Source organism: Duganella kummerowiae (assembly GCF_053572355.1).
This window is the reverse complement of record NZ_JBKFEH010000023.1, coordinates 33122-49967: the sequence shown is the minus strand read 5'-3', so window position 1 is coordinate 49967 and position 16846 is coordinate 33122. Positions and strand designations below refer to the sequence as shown.

General features: G+C 68.5%; 10 protein-coding genes. 4 read left to right on the top strand and 6 right to left on the bottom strand.

Annotated features, from left to right (window positions below):
• Positions 1 to 109: 109 nt before the first annotated feature.
• The 3 genes from ACLB1G_RS25680 to ACLB1G_RS25670 are packed head-to-tail and all read left to right on the top strand — an operon-like array spanning position 110 to position 2546.
• Positions 110 to 1738, top strand: coding sequence for a M28 family peptidase (locus ACLB1G_RS25680; protein ID WP_491630106.1), 1629 nt, complete (start codon positions 110 to 112; stop codon positions 1736 to 1738).
• 26 nt (positions 1739 to 1764) lie between these two features.
• Complete coding sequence (locus tag ACLB1G_RS25675) at positions 1765 to 2208, top strand: GNAT family N-acetyltransferase (RefSeq protein WP_491630105.1); 444 nt, start codon at positions 1765 to 1767, stop codon at positions 2206 to 2208.
• 11 nt (positions 2209 to 2219) lie between these two features.
• On the top strand, positions 2220 to 2546 hold the full coding sequence (locus tag ACLB1G_RS25670; RefSeq protein WP_491630104.1) for a YnfA family protein: 327 nt from the start codon (positions 2220 to 2222) through the stop codon (positions 2544 to 2546).
• A gap of 100 nt (positions 2547 to 2646) precedes the next feature.
• On the opposite strand, the gene ACLB1G_RS25665 is transcribed toward ACLB1G_RS25670, so the two are convergent.
• From ACLB1G_RS25665 to nudC, 6 genes are all read right to left on the bottom strand, one after another.
• Positions 2647 to 3723, bottom strand: a complete 1077-nt coding sequence (locus tag ACLB1G_RS25665) for a LacI family DNA-binding transcriptional regulator (RefSeq protein WP_491630103.1) — start codon at positions 3721 to 3723, stop codon at positions 2647 to 2649.
• 171 nt (positions 3724 to 3894) lie between these two features.
• Positions 3895 to 5172 (bottom strand): type II toxin-antitoxin system HipA family toxin, encoded by a 1278-nt coding sequence (locus ACLB1G_RS25660; protein ID WP_491630102.1) that lies wholly within the window; start codon positions 5170 to 5172, stop codon positions 3895 to 3897.
• Positions 5173 to 5187: 15 nt separating this feature from the next.
• A complete protein-coding gene (locus ACLB1G_RS25655; protein WP_491630101.1) occupies positions 5188 to 5493 on the bottom strand; it encodes a helix-turn-helix domain-containing protein in 306 nt (101 codons plus the stop codon).
• Positions 5494 to 5588: 95 nt separating this feature from the next.
• Positions 5589 to 6917, bottom strand: a complete 1329-nt coding sequence (locus ACLB1G_RS25650; RefSeq protein ID WP_491630100.1) for a thioredoxin family protein — start codon at positions 6915 to 6917, stop codon at positions 5589 to 5591.
• Between the two features lie 5 nt (positions 6918 to 6922).
• On the bottom strand, positions 6923 to 7486 hold the full coding sequence (gene folE, locus ACLB1G_RS25645) for a GTP cyclohydrolase I FolE (protein ID WP_491630099.1): 564 nt from the start codon (positions 7484 to 7486) through the stop codon (positions 6923 to 6925).
• A 184-nt stretch (positions 7487 to 7670) separates the two neighbouring features.
• Positions 7671 to 8480 (bottom strand): NAD(+) diphosphatase, encoded by an 810-nt coding sequence (nudC, locus tag ACLB1G_RS25640; RefSeq protein WP_491630098.1) that lies wholly within the window; start codon positions 8478 to 8480, stop codon positions 7671 to 7673.
• 231 nt (positions 8481 to 8711) lie between these two features.
• Between nudC and ACLB1G_RS25635 the strand changes: the two genes are divergently transcribed.
• Positions 8712 to 16730 carry an SPM autocatalytic domain-containing protein gene (locus ACLB1G_RS25635; RefSeq protein ID WP_491630097.1) on the top strand — a complete coding sequence of 2673 codons (8019 nt, stop codon included), beginning with the start codon at positions 8712 to 8714 and terminating at the stop codon, positions 16728 to 16730.
• Positions 16731 to 16846 lie beyond the last annotated feature (116 nt).

Here is a 16846-nt window from a genome sequence, read left to right as displayed (position 1 = left end):
ATACCGATAAAAAAGCGCAATATTCCGGACAAAATGATCTGATTTTCGGATGAGTCATGGTGGACGGCAACTGTGTCAGAATAATGTCTTTGCGCAACCCCGCTCCCCGATGAAATCTCTGCTGTTACCCGCCCTCCTGGCATGCGCGGCCGCCCATGGCGCCGAGAACATCTCGCCTGCGCGCCTGCTCGACCACATCAAGGTATTGGCGTCAGACGAGTACGAGGGCCGGGCCCCGGCCACCAAGGGCGAGAGCATGACGGTCGAGTACCTGACCACCCAGCTGCGCCAGCTCGGCCTGGAGCCGGGCAATCCGGACGGCAGCTATGTGCAGGCGGTGCCGCTGCTGGGCATCTCCAGCCATCCGACCCTGGCCTGGCACGCGGGCGGCGCCAGCACGACGCTGCGCTATGGCGACGACTACGTGGCCTGGACCGGGCAGCCGGAAAAACAGATCGAGCTGAAAAAGTCGGAGCTGGTGTTCGTCGGCTACGGCGTGCGCGCACCGGAATTCCAGTGGGACGATTTCAAGGGCGTGGACCTGCGCGGCAAGACCCTGGTCATGCTGGTCAACGATCCGCCGGTGCCGGACCCGAAAAAGCGCGGCCAACTGCACCCGGCCGTCTTCGGCGGCAAGGCCATGAGCTATTACGGGCGCTGGAGCTACAAGTTCGAGATCGCCGCCAAACTGGGCGCGGCCGGCGCGCTGATCATCCACGACACCAAGCCGGCCGGCTATCCCTGGGACGTGGTGCGCGGCACCTGGAGCCGCGAGAATTTCACCCTGCGCGACCAGGGTTCCAACCCGTCCTATCCCAGGGTGGCGGGCTGGCTGCGCCAGGACAGCGCGCAGCAGCTGTTCAAGGCCGCCGGCCAGGACCTGGAGATGCTGAAGAAGGCCGCGCAATCGCGCGACTTCAAGCCGGTGGCGCTGGGCGCCCAGCTGGACGTGCAGATGCTCAACGCCTGGCGCGACCAGCCTTCGCACAATGTGGTGGCGAAGATCACCGGCGCCGATCCGCAGCTCAAGGACGAATATGTGATCTACAGCGCGCACTGGGACCACTTCGGCGTGGACGACAGCCTGCCCGGCCCGCGCAGCCAGCAGATCTTCCACGGCGCGCGCGACAACGCCTCGGGCGTGGCGGCGCTGCTGGAGATCGCGCGCGCCTACAAGGCCCTGCCGGCGCCGCCCAGGCGCAGCATCGTGTTCCTGCTGACCACGGCGCAGGAGCGCGGCCAGCTGGGCGCGCAGTACTACACGCGCCATCCCCTGTATCCGCTGGCGCGCACGCTGGTGGACATCAACATCGACGGCATGAATGTATGGGGCCGCACGCGCGACGTGGCGCAGTCGGGCCTGGGCTTGTCCGGCGTGGACGAGGTGGCGGCGGCGGCGGCCCGGCAGCAGCGCCGCGTGGTGCATGCGGACGGCACGGGCGAATTCACCAGCTTCCAGCGCGGCGACCAGCTGGAATTCGCCAAGGTGGGCGTGCCTGCCCTGTACCTGCGCAGCGGCGCGGACTTCATCGGCAAGCCGGCCGGCTATGGCGGGGCCACACTGGGCGCCTACACCCGGCTGCAGTACCACACGGTGGCCGACACCGTGCAGCCCGATTGGGACTTGCGCGGCGCGGCCGAGGATGCGGCGCTGCTGTTCCAGGCCGGCTACCAGATCGCCCAGGGCAAGGCCGGACCGGCGTGGAAGCCCGGCAGCGAATACAAGGGCGCGCGCTGATGGCGGGCGAGTTTGCAGAGCATGCCGTGCGTGCCGAATCGCCGCTGTCGGCCGACGCCGCGCTGCTGATGGAGGAACTGTCGGCCACCCTGGCGCGCATTACCGGCGACAGCGGCCAGTCCTCCTTCGATGCGCAGGATGTGACGGGCCCAGGCGCCTGCTTCGCCATCGCCCGCGATGCGGAGGGCGCGGCGCTGGGCTGCGGCGCGCTGCGTCCCCTGCAGGCAGGGGTGGCCGAGATCAAGCGCATGTACGCCCGCCCGGGCACGCGCGGCGTGGGCAGCGCGGTGCTGGCCTTCCTGGAGCAGGAAGCGCGCCGCCTGGGCTACCGCGCCGTCTGGCTCTCGACCCGCCGCGTGAATAGCGCCGCCGTCGCCTTCTACCACAAGCGCGGCTACCAGGTCACGCAAGGCTACGGCAAATACCTCGGCAACCCGGTCTCGGTCTGCCTTGCCAAGGCATTGGATTGAGGAGGACAGCCTTGGAGCTCCTGCGTCTCACCGCCTTGTTCGCCATCACGGCAATTGCCGAAATCGTGGGCTGCTATTTGCCATGGCTGGTGATCAAACAGGGTAGGCCGCTGTGGCTGCTGGCGCCGGCGGCCCTGTCGCTGGCGCTGTTTGCCTGGCTGCTCACGCTGCATCCGGCCGCCGCCGGCCGTACCTATGCGGCCTATGGCGGCATGTATATCGCGGTCGCCTTGCTGTGGCTGCGTTTTGTGGACGGCGTCGCGCTGACGCGCTGGGATGCGGCCGGGGCCGCCCTGGCGCTGGCCGGCATGGCGCTGATCGCCTTGCAGCCGCGCTGACTCAGCGCGTCCCCGGATGCGCGGCCAGGCCGATGTTGTGCTCGGCCGCGGCGTCGAACTCGTTAACTCTTCACGCTACAACCGCGCTTGTTCAGGTAGTTCATCGAATAGCAATAGCCGTTCCGGTGCGCTTGCGCGCGTTGCGCACGGCTGGGCGCGGCGCTGGTGCGGCGGCGGTCGATTCGCGCAGCACCAGTTCGCTGGGGAATTCGATCTTGTCCTGGTAGCCGCCGGTGCCGGACACGCGCATCAGCAGCTCGCGCACGGCCGCCTCGCTGATGGCGCCCAGCGGCTGGCGCACCGTGGTCAGGCCCGGCTTGACCTGGGCCGCCGAAGCGATATCGTCGAAGCCCACCACCGACACGTCCTGCGGCATGCGCAGGTTGTGGGCGCGCACGGCGTCCATCGCGCCCATGGCCATTTCATCGTTGGCGGCGAAGATGGCGGTGGGAGCGTCGGCCTGCAGCAGCAAGGCGTGGGCCGCCTCGTAGCCGGAGCTGCGGCCGAAATCGCCCTGCGCCACCAGCTGCGGATCGGGCGCGATGCCGGCCGCGCGCAGGGCGTCCTGGTAGCCCTGCTGGCGCTCGCGGCTTTGTCCCGTGTAGGGCGAGCCGGCAATGAAGGCGATGCGGGTATGGCCCAGCTGCAGCAGGTGGCGGGTGGCGGCGGCGGCGCCGTCCACGTTGCCGCCGCGGACCACGGGCAGGCTGGTGTTGTCGCGGCAGTAGTTGACCAGCACCACGGGCAGCTTGCTTTGCTCCAGCAGCTTGATGTGGCTGTCGCTGATGCGCGGCAGTATCAGCAGCAGGCCGTCGCACAGGCCGTGCAGCATATTGTTGAGGCCCTTGTGCTGGCCGTTTTCCGGTTCGCTGATGGAGTTGTAGATGATAAGGTCCATGTTCAGCTTGCGCACCGCCTCGCTGGCGGCGCCGATGATCTCGTTGATCACCGACGATTGCAAATCGTTGACCATGATGCCGATGACGTTGGTGCGGCTGCCCTTCATCATCTTGGCCGACAGATTGGGCGAGTAGCCCAGTTCGGCGGCGATGGCCAAGACCTTGGCGCGGGTTTTCTTGGCCACGGCCACCTCGCCGTTCAGCGCGCGCGACACCGTCATGACGGAGACGCCGGCCTTCTCGGCCACGGTGATCAGGGTTACCTGCTTGGTTTTCATGGGAGTCCTTGTCTGCCGCTCTCTTAGCACGTAGACATATGTTGCACGATGTTAGCTGAAGCGTCATTTTCGTTAACGTTACCATTACCCGGAAATGATGACCAAGCTTGTCTGCGAATTTGTGGATGAGGTGCACATTTTGCAGCGGACCGGTTGCGCGACGCGCGGCGCCTACAGCCCGGCAAGAAAGACTTTGGCCATTTGCTGTACTTCAAAACGGGGCATGCCCAGCTGCGCCGCCCGTTCCTGCCATCCCCGGACCACGTCCGCCACTTGTTTCTCGATCGTATCGGCCTGTTTGCGGGTGAGACGATAGAAGTCTTGCGCAGTGTCGCGCACGGCTTTCAGGCTGGGAACGGCCACATTGCCGTCCAGGGTTAAGGCGTGCTCCTGCTTGTACGGATTGGGATTCATGTCAAACGCGGGGGCAAGGCGCCAGCCAGTCTTGTCCCGCAGGCAGCCGTGGTTACGCAGATGGTCATCCCGATTCCCTACCAGGACGTTAAACACGACCCTGCGGTAGAGTTGATCCAGGTCGCTGTTAATGTGGTTACGGCTCCCCTGATCGGAGATGAGTTCGACCAGGTCGATGTAGCTTGCACCGCCCTGCCCGTCCTGGCGTTCGAGCAGCGTCATGGCCGAAACAAACATGCGGCGGCTCTCATGGACGCGGTCAAAGCGCTCCACGCAGAACGTGCGGTGCCCATCGCCGAACTTCTCCAGCCGGGCATCAGGCACCCAGATACCTGCGTCCCGCGCCATCTGGTGCACCATGAATTCCCAGCCGCCCACGTCATATCGGTCTTCCTTCGAGGGAAACTTCGCGAACCACAGCTTTCCCGTCAGGTCGGTGAAGTTGGCCTTGGGGCGCGCGCCACCGAGGGATGTACCCGGCGCGATAAGCATGGACAACCAGCGCACATATTCCGGCAGTTTCTCGACCCCCGGCTCCTCCAGCTTGCGGCTGATGTCAGCAAGCTGTCCCAGGCTGGTGACGGGCGGCGCCGCTTTTTCGCGGTCGTCGAGAAAGTTGACGCCGTCTGTTTTGCGAAAGCGCAGTGCGCCCATGCGGGTGATATCGTGCACCCCGAGCAGAAAATCCACTTCGCGCAGTATTCTTATTGAACGGCCTTCACGGTCGGCTTCGGCGGCCTCACGCCGCTCCATCAGCATCCTTCCCCACCTGTCCGGTGCTGAATCGAGAAAAATGCCAAAGCCTGGTGCTCCGGCCTCAGGGTATTGCTCCCCGGAATGGAGGTCCAGGCGCGGGTCCAGCATGAACCTGCCAGGATGCTGCTCCCAGCTTGGAACGTATTGGAACGATGCCGGCAGGTCTTCCTTGCGCAGATTGCGGTGAAGTACGCCTACCTGTTCCTGAATACCGAGCTCAGCCGCGTCCAGGTAGACCAGATAGGTTTCCCGGTCCAGCAATGCTTTGGCCTTTTTCATCAATTGGTACACCGCTCATCCGCGAGGAGTTCGAACCAGAAGCTTCGCATCCTGGAGCTTGCGGCCGAGCTCGTCGTTGCTGGCGACCATCTCCAAATCCTTGTCCATGCCAAGAATACGTAGTGCTCGCAAGTAGGTGCCTATGGCAATGGAAGCATCCCCTTTTTCCATACGGTTCAAGGTGTCGCGGGATACATTCATCCGTTCGCAGAACAGCACCGTTGAAATGTCCCGACGCAAACGGGCTTCCCTCAGCCGCTGGCCCAAGGCTTTGAGCTGCCGGTCAATAGAGGGAAAAGGACGGGGGATTTTGGCTTTCATGTCCGATATGTTGGACATATTACCCTGGATTGTCAATCTAATCGGACACTACGTGTGTAGCGGGATTGCCGTCCGTCGAAAGACAGCGCACCATCTCAGGCGATGGCGGCGCGCAGGGCTACGGCCGCTGGACCTGTGCGGCCCTCAAGCGCGGCGGCAAGCTTGCGCAGCTGGGTGAGGTTGCGTTGCTGGCGCGCGTCCGGGGTGCGCTGGATGTCGGCCAGCACGGCCTCGGCCGCTTGGGCCAGGCGGGCCTCGTCGTGCGGGGCCAAGTCGGCCACGGCGGCCAGCCAGGTGGCGCCCCATTGCAGGCGGGTGGCGCTGCCCACCGCCGCTGCGGCGGCGCGCTGGTACCAGTCCAGCACGGCGGCGGTGTCGCCACGGCGCTTGGCTGCGGAGGCCAGGCTCAGCATGAAGTAATAGGGCGAGTGCGAGCGCGGCAGCTCGTCCAGGAGGACTTGTTCGGCCTGCGCGGCGAGGCCAGCGTCGTTCAGGGCGCTGACCACGGTGTTGACCAGACTATGGCGCTCGTACGGATCGGTGCAGGCAGCCAGCATCTCCCGCACGGCGGACTGCACCTGGGCGGCGAGGTCAGCGGCCGGTGCGCCGTAGCGGGCCATGCGCAGTTGCAGGCGCAGGGCCATCAGGCGATCGACCGGGCCCAGCCAGAAATCCTCCACCCAGGGCCGGGCCGCTTGCGCGACGGCGACGGCGGCTGGGGTCACGCCTTCGCCGGCATGGCGCAGCAGCGCGGCGCCGTGGTTGGTCAGCAGGTCCATGTTGGCGCGCGCGGTGGCGGGGTCGGCGCACACGGCCAGCAGGGCGTCGGCCACGCCGGGGACGGTGTTGCGGCCGGCCAGGACCTGGGCCAGCAGCGTGTAGCGGGCGGCGAGTCCGGCAGGCGCAGCGCCGGCCAGCGCCAGCAGGGTGGCGGCGGGATCGCGTCCGGCCAGCAGGCGCTGCTCGTCGGTATCCCAGGCATACCAGGCCAACAGTTGCCACTCGGCGGCGGCCAGGGCGCGGCTGCCGGACAAGGCGGCTTGCAGCGCGGCGGCCGCGCCGGAGCCGGCGCGCCACACGGCCAGGGCGTTATCGAAGGCGGCGGTGAATTGTTCGGCGTCCAGCTCACAGGGCAAGCGGGTAATCTCGGCGCCGTCCGGCGTGAACAGCACCAGGGTGGGATAGCTGCGCAAGCCCAATTGCGCGGCCAGGGCCTGTGCCCCGGCGGCGTCGCCATCGAGATGATAGGCCAGCACCTGCGCCGTGCGCGCGCCGAATTCGCTGTTGGCGAAGATTTCGGCCTTGAGCCGGTTGCACGGCGGGCACCAGAGCGCGCCCCAGTACAGGAACAGCGGGCGCCCGAGCGAGCGCGCCTGCGTGTATGCGGCGTCCAGGCTGCCGCCCAGCCATGCGATGGCCGCCATGCCGCTCAGTCGCGCGCCAGCGACAGGAACTCGGTGCGCATCGCCAGGTTGGGCTGCAGCTCGCCCAGCATGGCCGAGGTGACGGTTTCCTCGCCCGGGGTGCGGATGCCGCGGCTCTCCATGCACAGGTGGCGGCACTTGACGATCACGCCCACGGCCTTGGGTTCCAGTACTTCCAGCAGCGCATTGGCGATCTGCATGGTCATGCGCTCCTGCACCTGCAGGCGCTTGGCAAAGCAATCGACCAGGCGGGTCAGCTTGGACAGGCCGACGATCTTGCCGTTCGGGATGTAACCGATGGTGGCCTTGCCGAAGAACGGCGCCAGGTGGTGTTCGCAATGGCTGTAGACCGGGATGTTGCGCACGATGATGAATTCGTTGTACTGCTCGGCGCCATCCTCGAAGGCTTTCAGCAGCTCGACCGGGTTCTGCTGGTAGCCGGAAGTCCAGTGCTTCCAGGCCTTGGCCACGCGGTGCGGGGTTTCCAGCAGGCCGGGACGGTCAGGGTCCTCGCCTATGCTGGCGATCAGCCGGCGCCAGTCGTTTTCAGTGAATTCTTCGTGAGACATGTTGTAAGCCATCATTACGGGTGGCCGGACAGTATACACCTGTGTCTATACAGCGGTGTCTACAGCGGTGTCAGGTCTGCCATTGGTACATGAGCTCGCTTTGCAAGCGAGCTCATGTACCAATGGCAGACCTGACACCCGGTTTGATGGCAGACCTGACACCCGGTTTGAAAATACTGTGTGTTCACCGGGGCCGGTGGGCGTTGACCAGTTGGGCCGCGATCGAGACGCCCACCGGCAGCTCCGGCCATGCGTCGCCGGGACCGAACCAGCGCGCCTCGGCGATCTCGTTGTGGTCGATGCGGATCTCGCCGTCCAGGTAGTCGGCCGTGAAGGCGATCATCAGCGAATGCGGGAAGGGCCAGGACTGGCTGCCGAAGTACTGCAGGTTGTGCACCCGCAGCCCGACCTCCTCGTATACCTCGCGGTGCACCGCTTCCTCGATGGATTCGCCGGCCTCCAGGAAACCGGCCAGCGCCGTGTAGCGCTTGTAGGGCGACTGGGTGTGCAGGGCCAGCAGCACGGCGTCGCCCTTGCGCACCAGCACCATCATGGCCGGCGAGATGCGCGGATAGGCCGTCATGCCGCAGGCCGGGCACTGGTAGCAGCGCTCGCCCGCCTTGTGCACCATGGGCGTGGCGCATACGCCGCAGTAGCGGTGCGTGCGCGCCCATTCGGCCAGCTGCACGGCCCGGCTGGCAATGCCGAGGAAGCCGTCGTCCAGGGCGCCGAACAGGGAACGCAGCCCGTGCCAGGCGTAACCGTCCACTTCCCCCTGCTCGCTCCACGCCACCTGGTAATAACGCCCGTCCATCCGCCCCAGCGGATGGAGGCGTTCCGGTCCCAGGCCCAGTGCCGCCAGCTGCGCGGCGCCGGCCAGCGCCAGATCGCCGTTGCGCAAAAGCAACTGCCCTCGGTGGACGATAAAGCTGAGTGCTTCGTCATCATTATCGGGATTAATCAAGGGAGTGAATGCGGCGGGCGTATGTAACATATTTGTGATATCCGTAGGAAGGCCCTCAATGGCGGGCAGACATCATCTTACCGTGTTTCCGGCATATTCATTCCGGCATGAATCTTTCGCCATTTTTGCCCTTTTCGCACAACTACTTAGCGCAATCGACCGCCATGTCGCCTTATTAAGAATTGGCACACTTTTATCCCGTTTATTCTCAATCTGGACCGGTTTGACGGTACTATATATTTCCGCAAGGAGATTTTTTTCATGACTTCCATCGTACCCAGCCTGTCCACCGCCCAGATTGTGAACCTGTCGACCGTGCAGATCGCCGCGTTCACGACCGCCGATATCGCCCTGCTGACCACCTTGCAGGTCTCGGTGCTGTCGTCGACCCAGCTCGGTGCGCTGAGCAGCAGGCAGGTACGCGCCCTGTCCACCCAGGACGTGCAAGCCCTGGCCACCAGCCAGTTGGCCGGCGGCTTGGGCAGCGCCCAGGTGCAAGCCCTGTCCACGGCCCAGCTCAACAGCCTCACCAGCGACCAGCTGTCCGCCTTGGGCACCGCCCAGTTCGCCGCGCTGACGACGGCGCAGCTGGTGTCGCTGGGGACCGCCAAGGTGGCGGCATTGGGAACGGAAGACATCGCCGCCCTGTCCACCAACCAGGTCCGTTCGCTGGGCACCAGCCAGGTCGCGGCCCTGACCACGGCCCAGATCGTTGCCCTGGGCACGCAGCAGGCCGCCGCCCTGCAGACGCGCCAGGTCGCCGCGCTGGACAGCGAGCAGCTGGCCGCCTTCGAAACAGCCGACTTCGCCGCCCTGGGCACGGCCCAGCTGAACGCCATCGCCAGCGCCGGCCTGGCCCTGCTGGGCACGGCGCAGATCGCCGCCCTGACCACCGCCCAGGCCAGTTCGCTCAGCACCCGCCAGATCGCCGCCCTAGGCTCAAACCAGGTGACGGCCCTGGGCACGGACGGGATTGCGGCCCTGAAAGCGGCCCAGGCCGGCGCCCTGCGCGGCGACCAGCTGGCCGCCCTGGACACCAACCAGATCGTGGCCCTGACCACGGCCCAGCTGCAAGCCCTGTCGACCGCCGCTTTGGCCCAGCTGGGCAGCGCCCAGCTGGCCGCCATGGAAACGCGTGACCTGGCGGCCCTGAAAACGGCCCAGGTCGCCGCCCTGGCCAGCGACAGCTTCGGTGGCCTGGGCACGGCCCAGCTGCAAGCCCTGGCGACGGCCCAGATTGCCGCCCTGCGCGCCAGCCAGCTGGCGGCGCTGGACAGCGCCCAGATCATCGCCCTGACGACGGCCCAGGCCGCCGCCATCAGCACCGCCAATATCGCCCTGCTGTCCACCGCCCAGGTCGCCGCGCTGGAAACCGTGGACCTGGCCAACCTGAAAACGCAGCAGATCGCCGCCCTGACCGGCAGCCAGGTGGCGGCCTTGTCCAGCGACCAGGTCGCCGCCCTGAAAACCCAGCAGGCCGCCGCCCTGACGTCCGGCCAGCTGGCCTCGCTGGGCACGGCCCAGGTGGCCGCGCTGCAGACCGCCGACCTGGCCGCCATCCGCACCAGCCAGCTGGGCGGCCTGTCCACGGCCGCCATTGCCGTGCTGGGCAGCGAACAACTGAACGCCCTCACCACGGCCCAGCTGGTCGCGCTGGGCACGCGCGGCGTGGCCGCGCTGGACAGCAGCCAGATTGCCGCCCTGGGCACCCGCCAGGTGGCGTCCCTGAGCGCGGCCCAGCTGCAAGCCCTGGACACCGACCAGCTCAACGCCCTGGAAACGCTGGACTTCGCCAGCCTGAGGACGGCCCAGCTGGCCAGCCTGACGACGCGCCAGATCGCCGCGCTGGACACCGGCCTGATCGTGGCCCTGACCACCCAGCAGGCCGCCGCCCTGACGGTCGGCCAGCTCAGCGCCCTGACCACGGCCCAGCTGGCCGCCATGGAAACGGCCGACTTCGCCGCCCTGCGCACCTCGCAGCTGGGCGCGCTCGGCACCGGCGCCATTGCCGCCATGACCACCAACCAGGTGGCGGCCCTGAAAACGGCGCAGCTGGTGCAGATGACGCCGGGCCAGATCCAGACCTTCAGCACGGCCCAGCTGCAAGCCCTGGGCACCGGCCAGATCGCCTCGCTGACCAGCGCCCAGTTCAGCTGGCTGCTGACCAGCCAGCTGGCGGCCATCACCACGGCCGGCTTCGCGGCCCTGAAATCCAGCCAGCTCAACGCCCTGGACGCCAGCCAACTGGCCTCGCTCACCACCGACCAGATCGCGGCCCTGACCAGCAGCCAGGCTGCGTCGCTGAGCGCCGCCGCCCTGGGCGCGCTGACCACGCTACAGGTGGCGGCGCTGCAGACGGCCGACCTGGCGGCCTTGCGGACCAGCCAGATCGGCTACCTGGGTACCAACGCCATTGCCGCCCTGTCCACCGAACAAATCCAGGCCCTGAAAACGCAGCAAACCAGCGCGCTCAGCCTGGCGCAGCTGGCGGCCCTGGGCACGGCCGCCATCGCCGCCCTCAGCACCCAGCAGGCCGCCGGTCTCACGACCACGCAGATCGCCAACCTGGGTACGGCCCAGCTGGCCGCGCTGGAAACCGCCGACCTGGCGGCCTTGCGCACGGTCCAGGTCAACGCCCTGACCACGGCCCAGGCCGCGCTGCTGAGCGCGGACCAGATCGCCGCCCTGACCACCACCCAGGCCGCCAGCCTGGCCACCAGGCTGCTGGCGGCGCTGACCACGTCCCAAATCCAGGCGCTGGAAACGGCCGACTTGGCGGCGCTGAAGACGGCGCAGATCGCCGCGCTGGGCGCCGACGCCCTCAACGCGCTCGGCAGCAACCAGCTGGCCTCGCTCAGCACCACCCAGCTGGCGGCGCTGAGCAGCGCCCAGCTGCAAGCCCTGGCCACGGCCCAGGTCGCGGCCCTGAGCACCAAACAGGCCAGCAGCCTGACCACGGCCCAGGTCGCGCTGCTGAGCGCCGGCCAGCTGGCCGCCCTGGGCGCCGACACCCTGGCCCTGCTGCGCACGGCCCAGATCGCCGCACTCACCACCACCCAGCTGAACGGATTCAGCGCGGACATGCTGGCGGCCCTGTCCACCGCCCAGGCCGCCAGCCTGACGACGGCCCAGCTGGCCGCCTTCGGCAGCGCCCAGTTGGCCGCCCTGGAGACGGCGGACTTCGCCAGCCTGCGTACGGCCCAGCTGGCCGCGCTGGGCAGCACCGCCTTTGCCAGCCTGGACGCCGCCCACATCGCCGCCCTGACCTTGCAGCAAACCGCCAGCCTGCTGACCAGCCAGTTGGCGGCCCTGACCACTGCCCAGGTGCGGGCCCTGCAGACGGCTGACCTGGCTGCCCTGCGCACGGCCCAGATCGCCGTGCTGGGCGCCGACGCCCTCAACGCCCTGGACAATGACCAGCTGGCGGCGCTCAGCACCACCCAGCTGGCAGCCATCGGCAGCGCCCAGCTGCAAGCCCTGGCCACGGCCCAGGTCGCGGCCCTGAGCACCAAACAGGCCAGCAGCCTGACCACGGCCCAGGTCGCGCTGCTGAGCGCCGGCCAGCTGGCCGCCCTGGGCACCGACACCCTGGCCCTGCTGCGCACGGCCCAGATCGCGGCACTCACCACCACCCAGCTGAACGGATTCAGCGCGGACATGCTGGCGGCCCTCTCTACCGCCCAGGCCGCCAGCCTGACGACGGCCCAGCTGGCCGGATTCGGCAGCACGCAGCTGACGGCCCTGGAGACGGCGGACTTCGCCGCCCTGCGCACGGTCCAGCTGGCCGCGCTGGGCACGGCCGCCTTTGCCAGCCTGGACGCCGCCCACATCGCCGCCCTGACTTCGCAGCAAACCGCCAGCCTGCTGACCAGCCAGTTGGCGGCCCTGACCAGCACCCAGGTCCAGGCCCTGGAGACGGCCGACCTGGCCGCCCTGAAAACGGCCCAGCTCAACGTGCTGGACGGCAGCCTGCTGAACGCCCTGTCCACCGACCAGCTGCGCGCCCTGACGGCGGCCCAGCTGGCCTCGCTGGCGACGGCCCAGCTCGGTGCGCTGGACAGCGAGCACATCGCGGCCCTGGCCAGCGCCCAGGTGGCGGGCCTCACCACCACCCAGGTGGCCAGCCTGGGCACGTCCCAGGTGCGAGCCCTGGTGGCCGGCGAGATCGCGGCGCTGAAAACGGCCCAGCTCAACGCCCTGGGCAGCAGCCAGGTGGGCGCCCTGTCCACCGGCCAGATCCAGGCCCTGACCACGGCCCAGGTGGCGGCGCTCGGCACCCGCATCCTGGCCGCCTTGAGCTCCGACCAGGTGGCGGCGCTGGAGACGGCCGACTTCGCCGTGCTCAGCGTCAGCCAGCTGGCCGCGCTGGGCAGCGATGCCCTGTCGCGCCTGTCCACCGACCAGATCCAGGCCCTGTCCACGGCCCAGATCGCGAACCTGGGCACGGCACAGGTGGCCGGCCTCAACAGCGAGCAGCTGCGGGCGCTGACCACGCGCCAGATCGGTGCCCTGAGCACCGACGCCGTCGCCACCCTGAACAGTGACCAGATCGCCGTGCTGGAGCTGGTAGACTTCGCCGCCCTGAAAGCCACCCAGGTGGCGGTGCTGTCCACCGCCCAGATCGCCCTGCTGGGCACGGACCAGATCGCCGCCCTGAGCGCCGCCGTCACCGCCGCGCTGACCACGGCCCAGGTGGCCGCACTGGGCACCCAGCAAGTGCAGGCGCTGGGCACCGACGATGTGGCGGCCCTGAAGACGGCCCAGATCGCCGTCCTCGGCAGCGACCAGCTGGCGGCGCTGGACAGCGACCAATTCCAGGCCCTGGGCGCGGCCCAGCTCAATGCCCTGACCAGCAGCCAGCTGCAAAGCCTGTCCACCGGGCGAATCGCGCAGCTGACCACGCGCCAGGCCAGCCAGCTGGCCACGGCCCAGATCGCGCTGCTGACCAGCACCCAGCTGGCGGCGCTGGAACTGGAGGACCTGGCCGCGCTGAGCGCCACCCAGGTGGCGTCCATAGGCACGGCCCAGATCGGCTACTTGGGCACGGCCCAGATAGCCGCCCTGGCCACCCAGCAGGTGGCGGCGCTCACCTCGCGCCAGCTGGCCGCACTCGGCAGCAACCAGGTGCAGGCGCTGGAAACGGCGGACCTGGTGCTGCTGAAGACGGCCCAGCTGGCGGGGCTCTCCAGCGCCCAGGTGGCGGCGCTCACCGTGGACCAGGCCGCCTCGTTGACGACGGCGCAGTTGAACGCCCTGAACTCCAGCCAGATCGCGGCGCTGGGCACGGACCAGATCGTGGCCCTGACCACGGCCCAGGTGGCGGGCCTGGCGACGGCGCAAATCGCCAGCCTGTGCACGGCCCAGGTGGCCGCCATCGAGCTCGAGGACGTCGCCGTCCTGCGCAGCCAGCAGCTGGCGGCCTTGTCCACCGCCCAGTACGCGGCCCTGACCAGCGACCAGCTCAACGCCCTCACCAGCGCCCAGCTGGCCGGGCTGGGCGGCGCCATGCTGGCCGCCCTGAGCACGACCCAGATCCAGGCCCTGTCGCTGGCGCAAGTGGCGCAACTGAGCGCCAGCCAGTTGCCGCTGCTGAGCGGCGACCAGCTGGCCGCCTTCAGCACCGAACAATTCGCCGCGATTGCGACGGCGGCCCTGGGCGGCCTGACCGGCGCCCAGTTCGCCCTGCTGAGTACCGACCAGATCGTGGCGCTGACCACGGCCCAGGCGCGCGCGCTGGCGACGGCGCAAGTTGCCGCCCTGACCAGCGCCCAGGCCGGCGCCATGCAAACCGAGGATCTGGCCGCGCTCAGCACCGTGCAGCTGGCCGCCCTGGGCGCAGCCCAGCTGGCCGGGCTGGGCACGGATCAGCTGTCCAGCCTGGCGACGGCCCAGCTGTCCTCGCTGTCCACCGACCAGATCGCCGCGCTGGATACCCTGCAGATCGCCGGCCTGGTCACTGCCCAGGTGGCCTCGCTGGCGACGCGCCAGCTGGCCTCGCTGTCGGCCGAGCAAATCGCCGCCGTGGAAGCGGAAGACCTGGCGGTGCTGAGCACGCGCCAGCTCGGCGTCCTGAACAACGACCAGCTGGCGGCCCTGGGCAGTGACCAGCTCAACAGCCTGACCACGGCCCAGCTGGCTTCGCTGAGCACCACCCAGCTGGTCAACGGCCTGCAGGCGGCCCAGCTGGCGACGCTGGACACGGCCCACGTGGCGGCCCTGGCCACGCGCCAGGTCGCCAGTCTGTCCAACGACCAGCTGGCGGCGCTGGGCAGCGGCCAGCTCAACGCCCTCACCCTCACGCAGCTGGCCGCCCTGGGCACCAGCCAGCTCTACAACGGGCTGCAGGCGGCCCAGGTGGCGGCGCTGGACACGGCCCACATCGCGGCCCTGAGCACGGCCCAGGTGGCCTACGGCCTGAACGCGGACGCACTGGCCGCCCTCACCGCCGGCCAGATGCAGGCGCTCACCACCAGCCAGATCAAGGCCCTGCGCACGGCACAGGTGGCGGCCATTGCCGCCGGCCAGATCAGCGTGCTGTCCACCGACCAGGTGGCCACCCTGAGCACGGCCCAGACCGCCGCACTGTCGGTGGATGCGCTGACGGCCCTGTCCAACGACCAGCTGGCGGCGTTTGCCACCGGCGACATCGCGGCCCTGAATGCGGTGCAGATAGCGAGCCTGCTGAACAGCCAGCTGGCCAGCCTCAACACCTCCCAGGTGCAGGCATTGGGCAGCCTGCAGATTGGCGCCCTGACCGTGGACCAGATAACGGCCATGGGCACGGAACAGGTGGCGGCCCTGCGCACGGCCCAGGTCGGCTACCTGAACACCCTGCAGCTGTCCACCCTGTCCAACAGCCAGGTGCAGGCCTTCAGCACGGCCCAGGTGGCCGCCATCAAGCTGAGCCAGATCACCGCCTTCACGGTCGACCAGGTGGCCGCGCTGGCCACCAGCCAGCTGCAGGCCATCACCACGACCCAGCTGCAAGCCCTCAGCGCGACCCAGATCGGCGCCCTGACCGCGACCCAGGCCTCGGCCTTGAGCGTGACCCAGGTGGCGGCCCTGAAGAACACCCAGATGGCGGTGCTCAGCGTGGACCAGCTGGGCGCCCTGTCCACGGCGCAGCTGCTGGCCCTGTCCACCAGCCAGCTGGGCGCGCTCTCCGCCACCCAGATCGGCTACCTGTCGGCGACCCAGATCGCGGCCCTGTCCAGCGCCCAGATCGCCGGCCTCAAGGCCAGCCAGCTGCAAGGCTTCTCGGCCGAGCAGATCGCCGCCCTGACCACGGCCCAGATGCCGGCCCTGCCCACGGCCGGCATCGCGGCCCTGTCCACGCCGCAGATCCAGGCCCTGGAAACGGCCGACCTGGCCATGCTGAGCACGGCCCAGATCAGCGCCTTCACCAATGCCCAGGTGGCGGCCATGAGCACCGACCAGACCATGGCGCTGGACCCCAATTCCTCGCGCTACGCGACGCCGCTGGTGCTGGACCTGGACGGCAACGGCGTGCGCACCTTGAGCGTTGCCGCCAGCGTACAGTTCGATATCTACGGCAACGGCCAGGCGGTCCACACCGGCTGGGTCGATGCGCACGACGGCCTGCTGGCCCTGGACCGCGACGGTGATGGCGCCATCACCAGCGGCGCCGAGCTGTTCGGCAGCGCCACCACCCTGGCCGATGGCAGCAAGGCAGCCGACGGCTACGCCGCCCTGCGCGAGCTGGACAGCAATGGCGACGGCGCCATCACCAGCGCCGACGCCGCCTATGGCGCGCTGCGGGTGTGGGTGGATGGCAACAGCGACGGCGTCAGCCAGGGCGATGAACTCCATACCCTGGCCTCGCTGGGCATCACGTCCATCGCCACCCAGGCCCAGCAGGCTTCCGAGCTGCAAAACAGCAACCGCATCGGCCTGACTTCCAGCTACCAGACGGCAGACGGCGCCACCCACGCCAGCGCCGACGTCTGGTTCCTGACCAACAAGGTCAGCGCCCTGAGCCAGGCCATCGCCAGCTATGCGGAGACGGCCACGACAGCGGCTGCCACGCCGTCCGCCACGCTGCCGGCCACCGCATCTGCGGCAAGCGCGCAACAGTCGGCGCCGGGCCAGGCGAGGCCCGGACTGGCGGCCCCGGCCCAGGCGTTGGCAGATGCGCTCAAGCAAGGCCTGGAGCAGCAGCGCGCGCGCGGCCTGCAAGGCCTGTCGGCCAGCCTGGATGAACAGGCGCGCCACGGCCTGGGCGGCTCCCAGCCGTCCTGGTTCGCCGTGCCGCAGCGCTGACACCCGGCGCTGGACGTTTCAGCTCTGGAGCAGAGCGGATTTCACACTCTTGCTCCAGAGCCAAAAGTCTCCCCTCTCCAGGGGCATAGCGGGTATGATAGGGCCTGCCTCGTCGG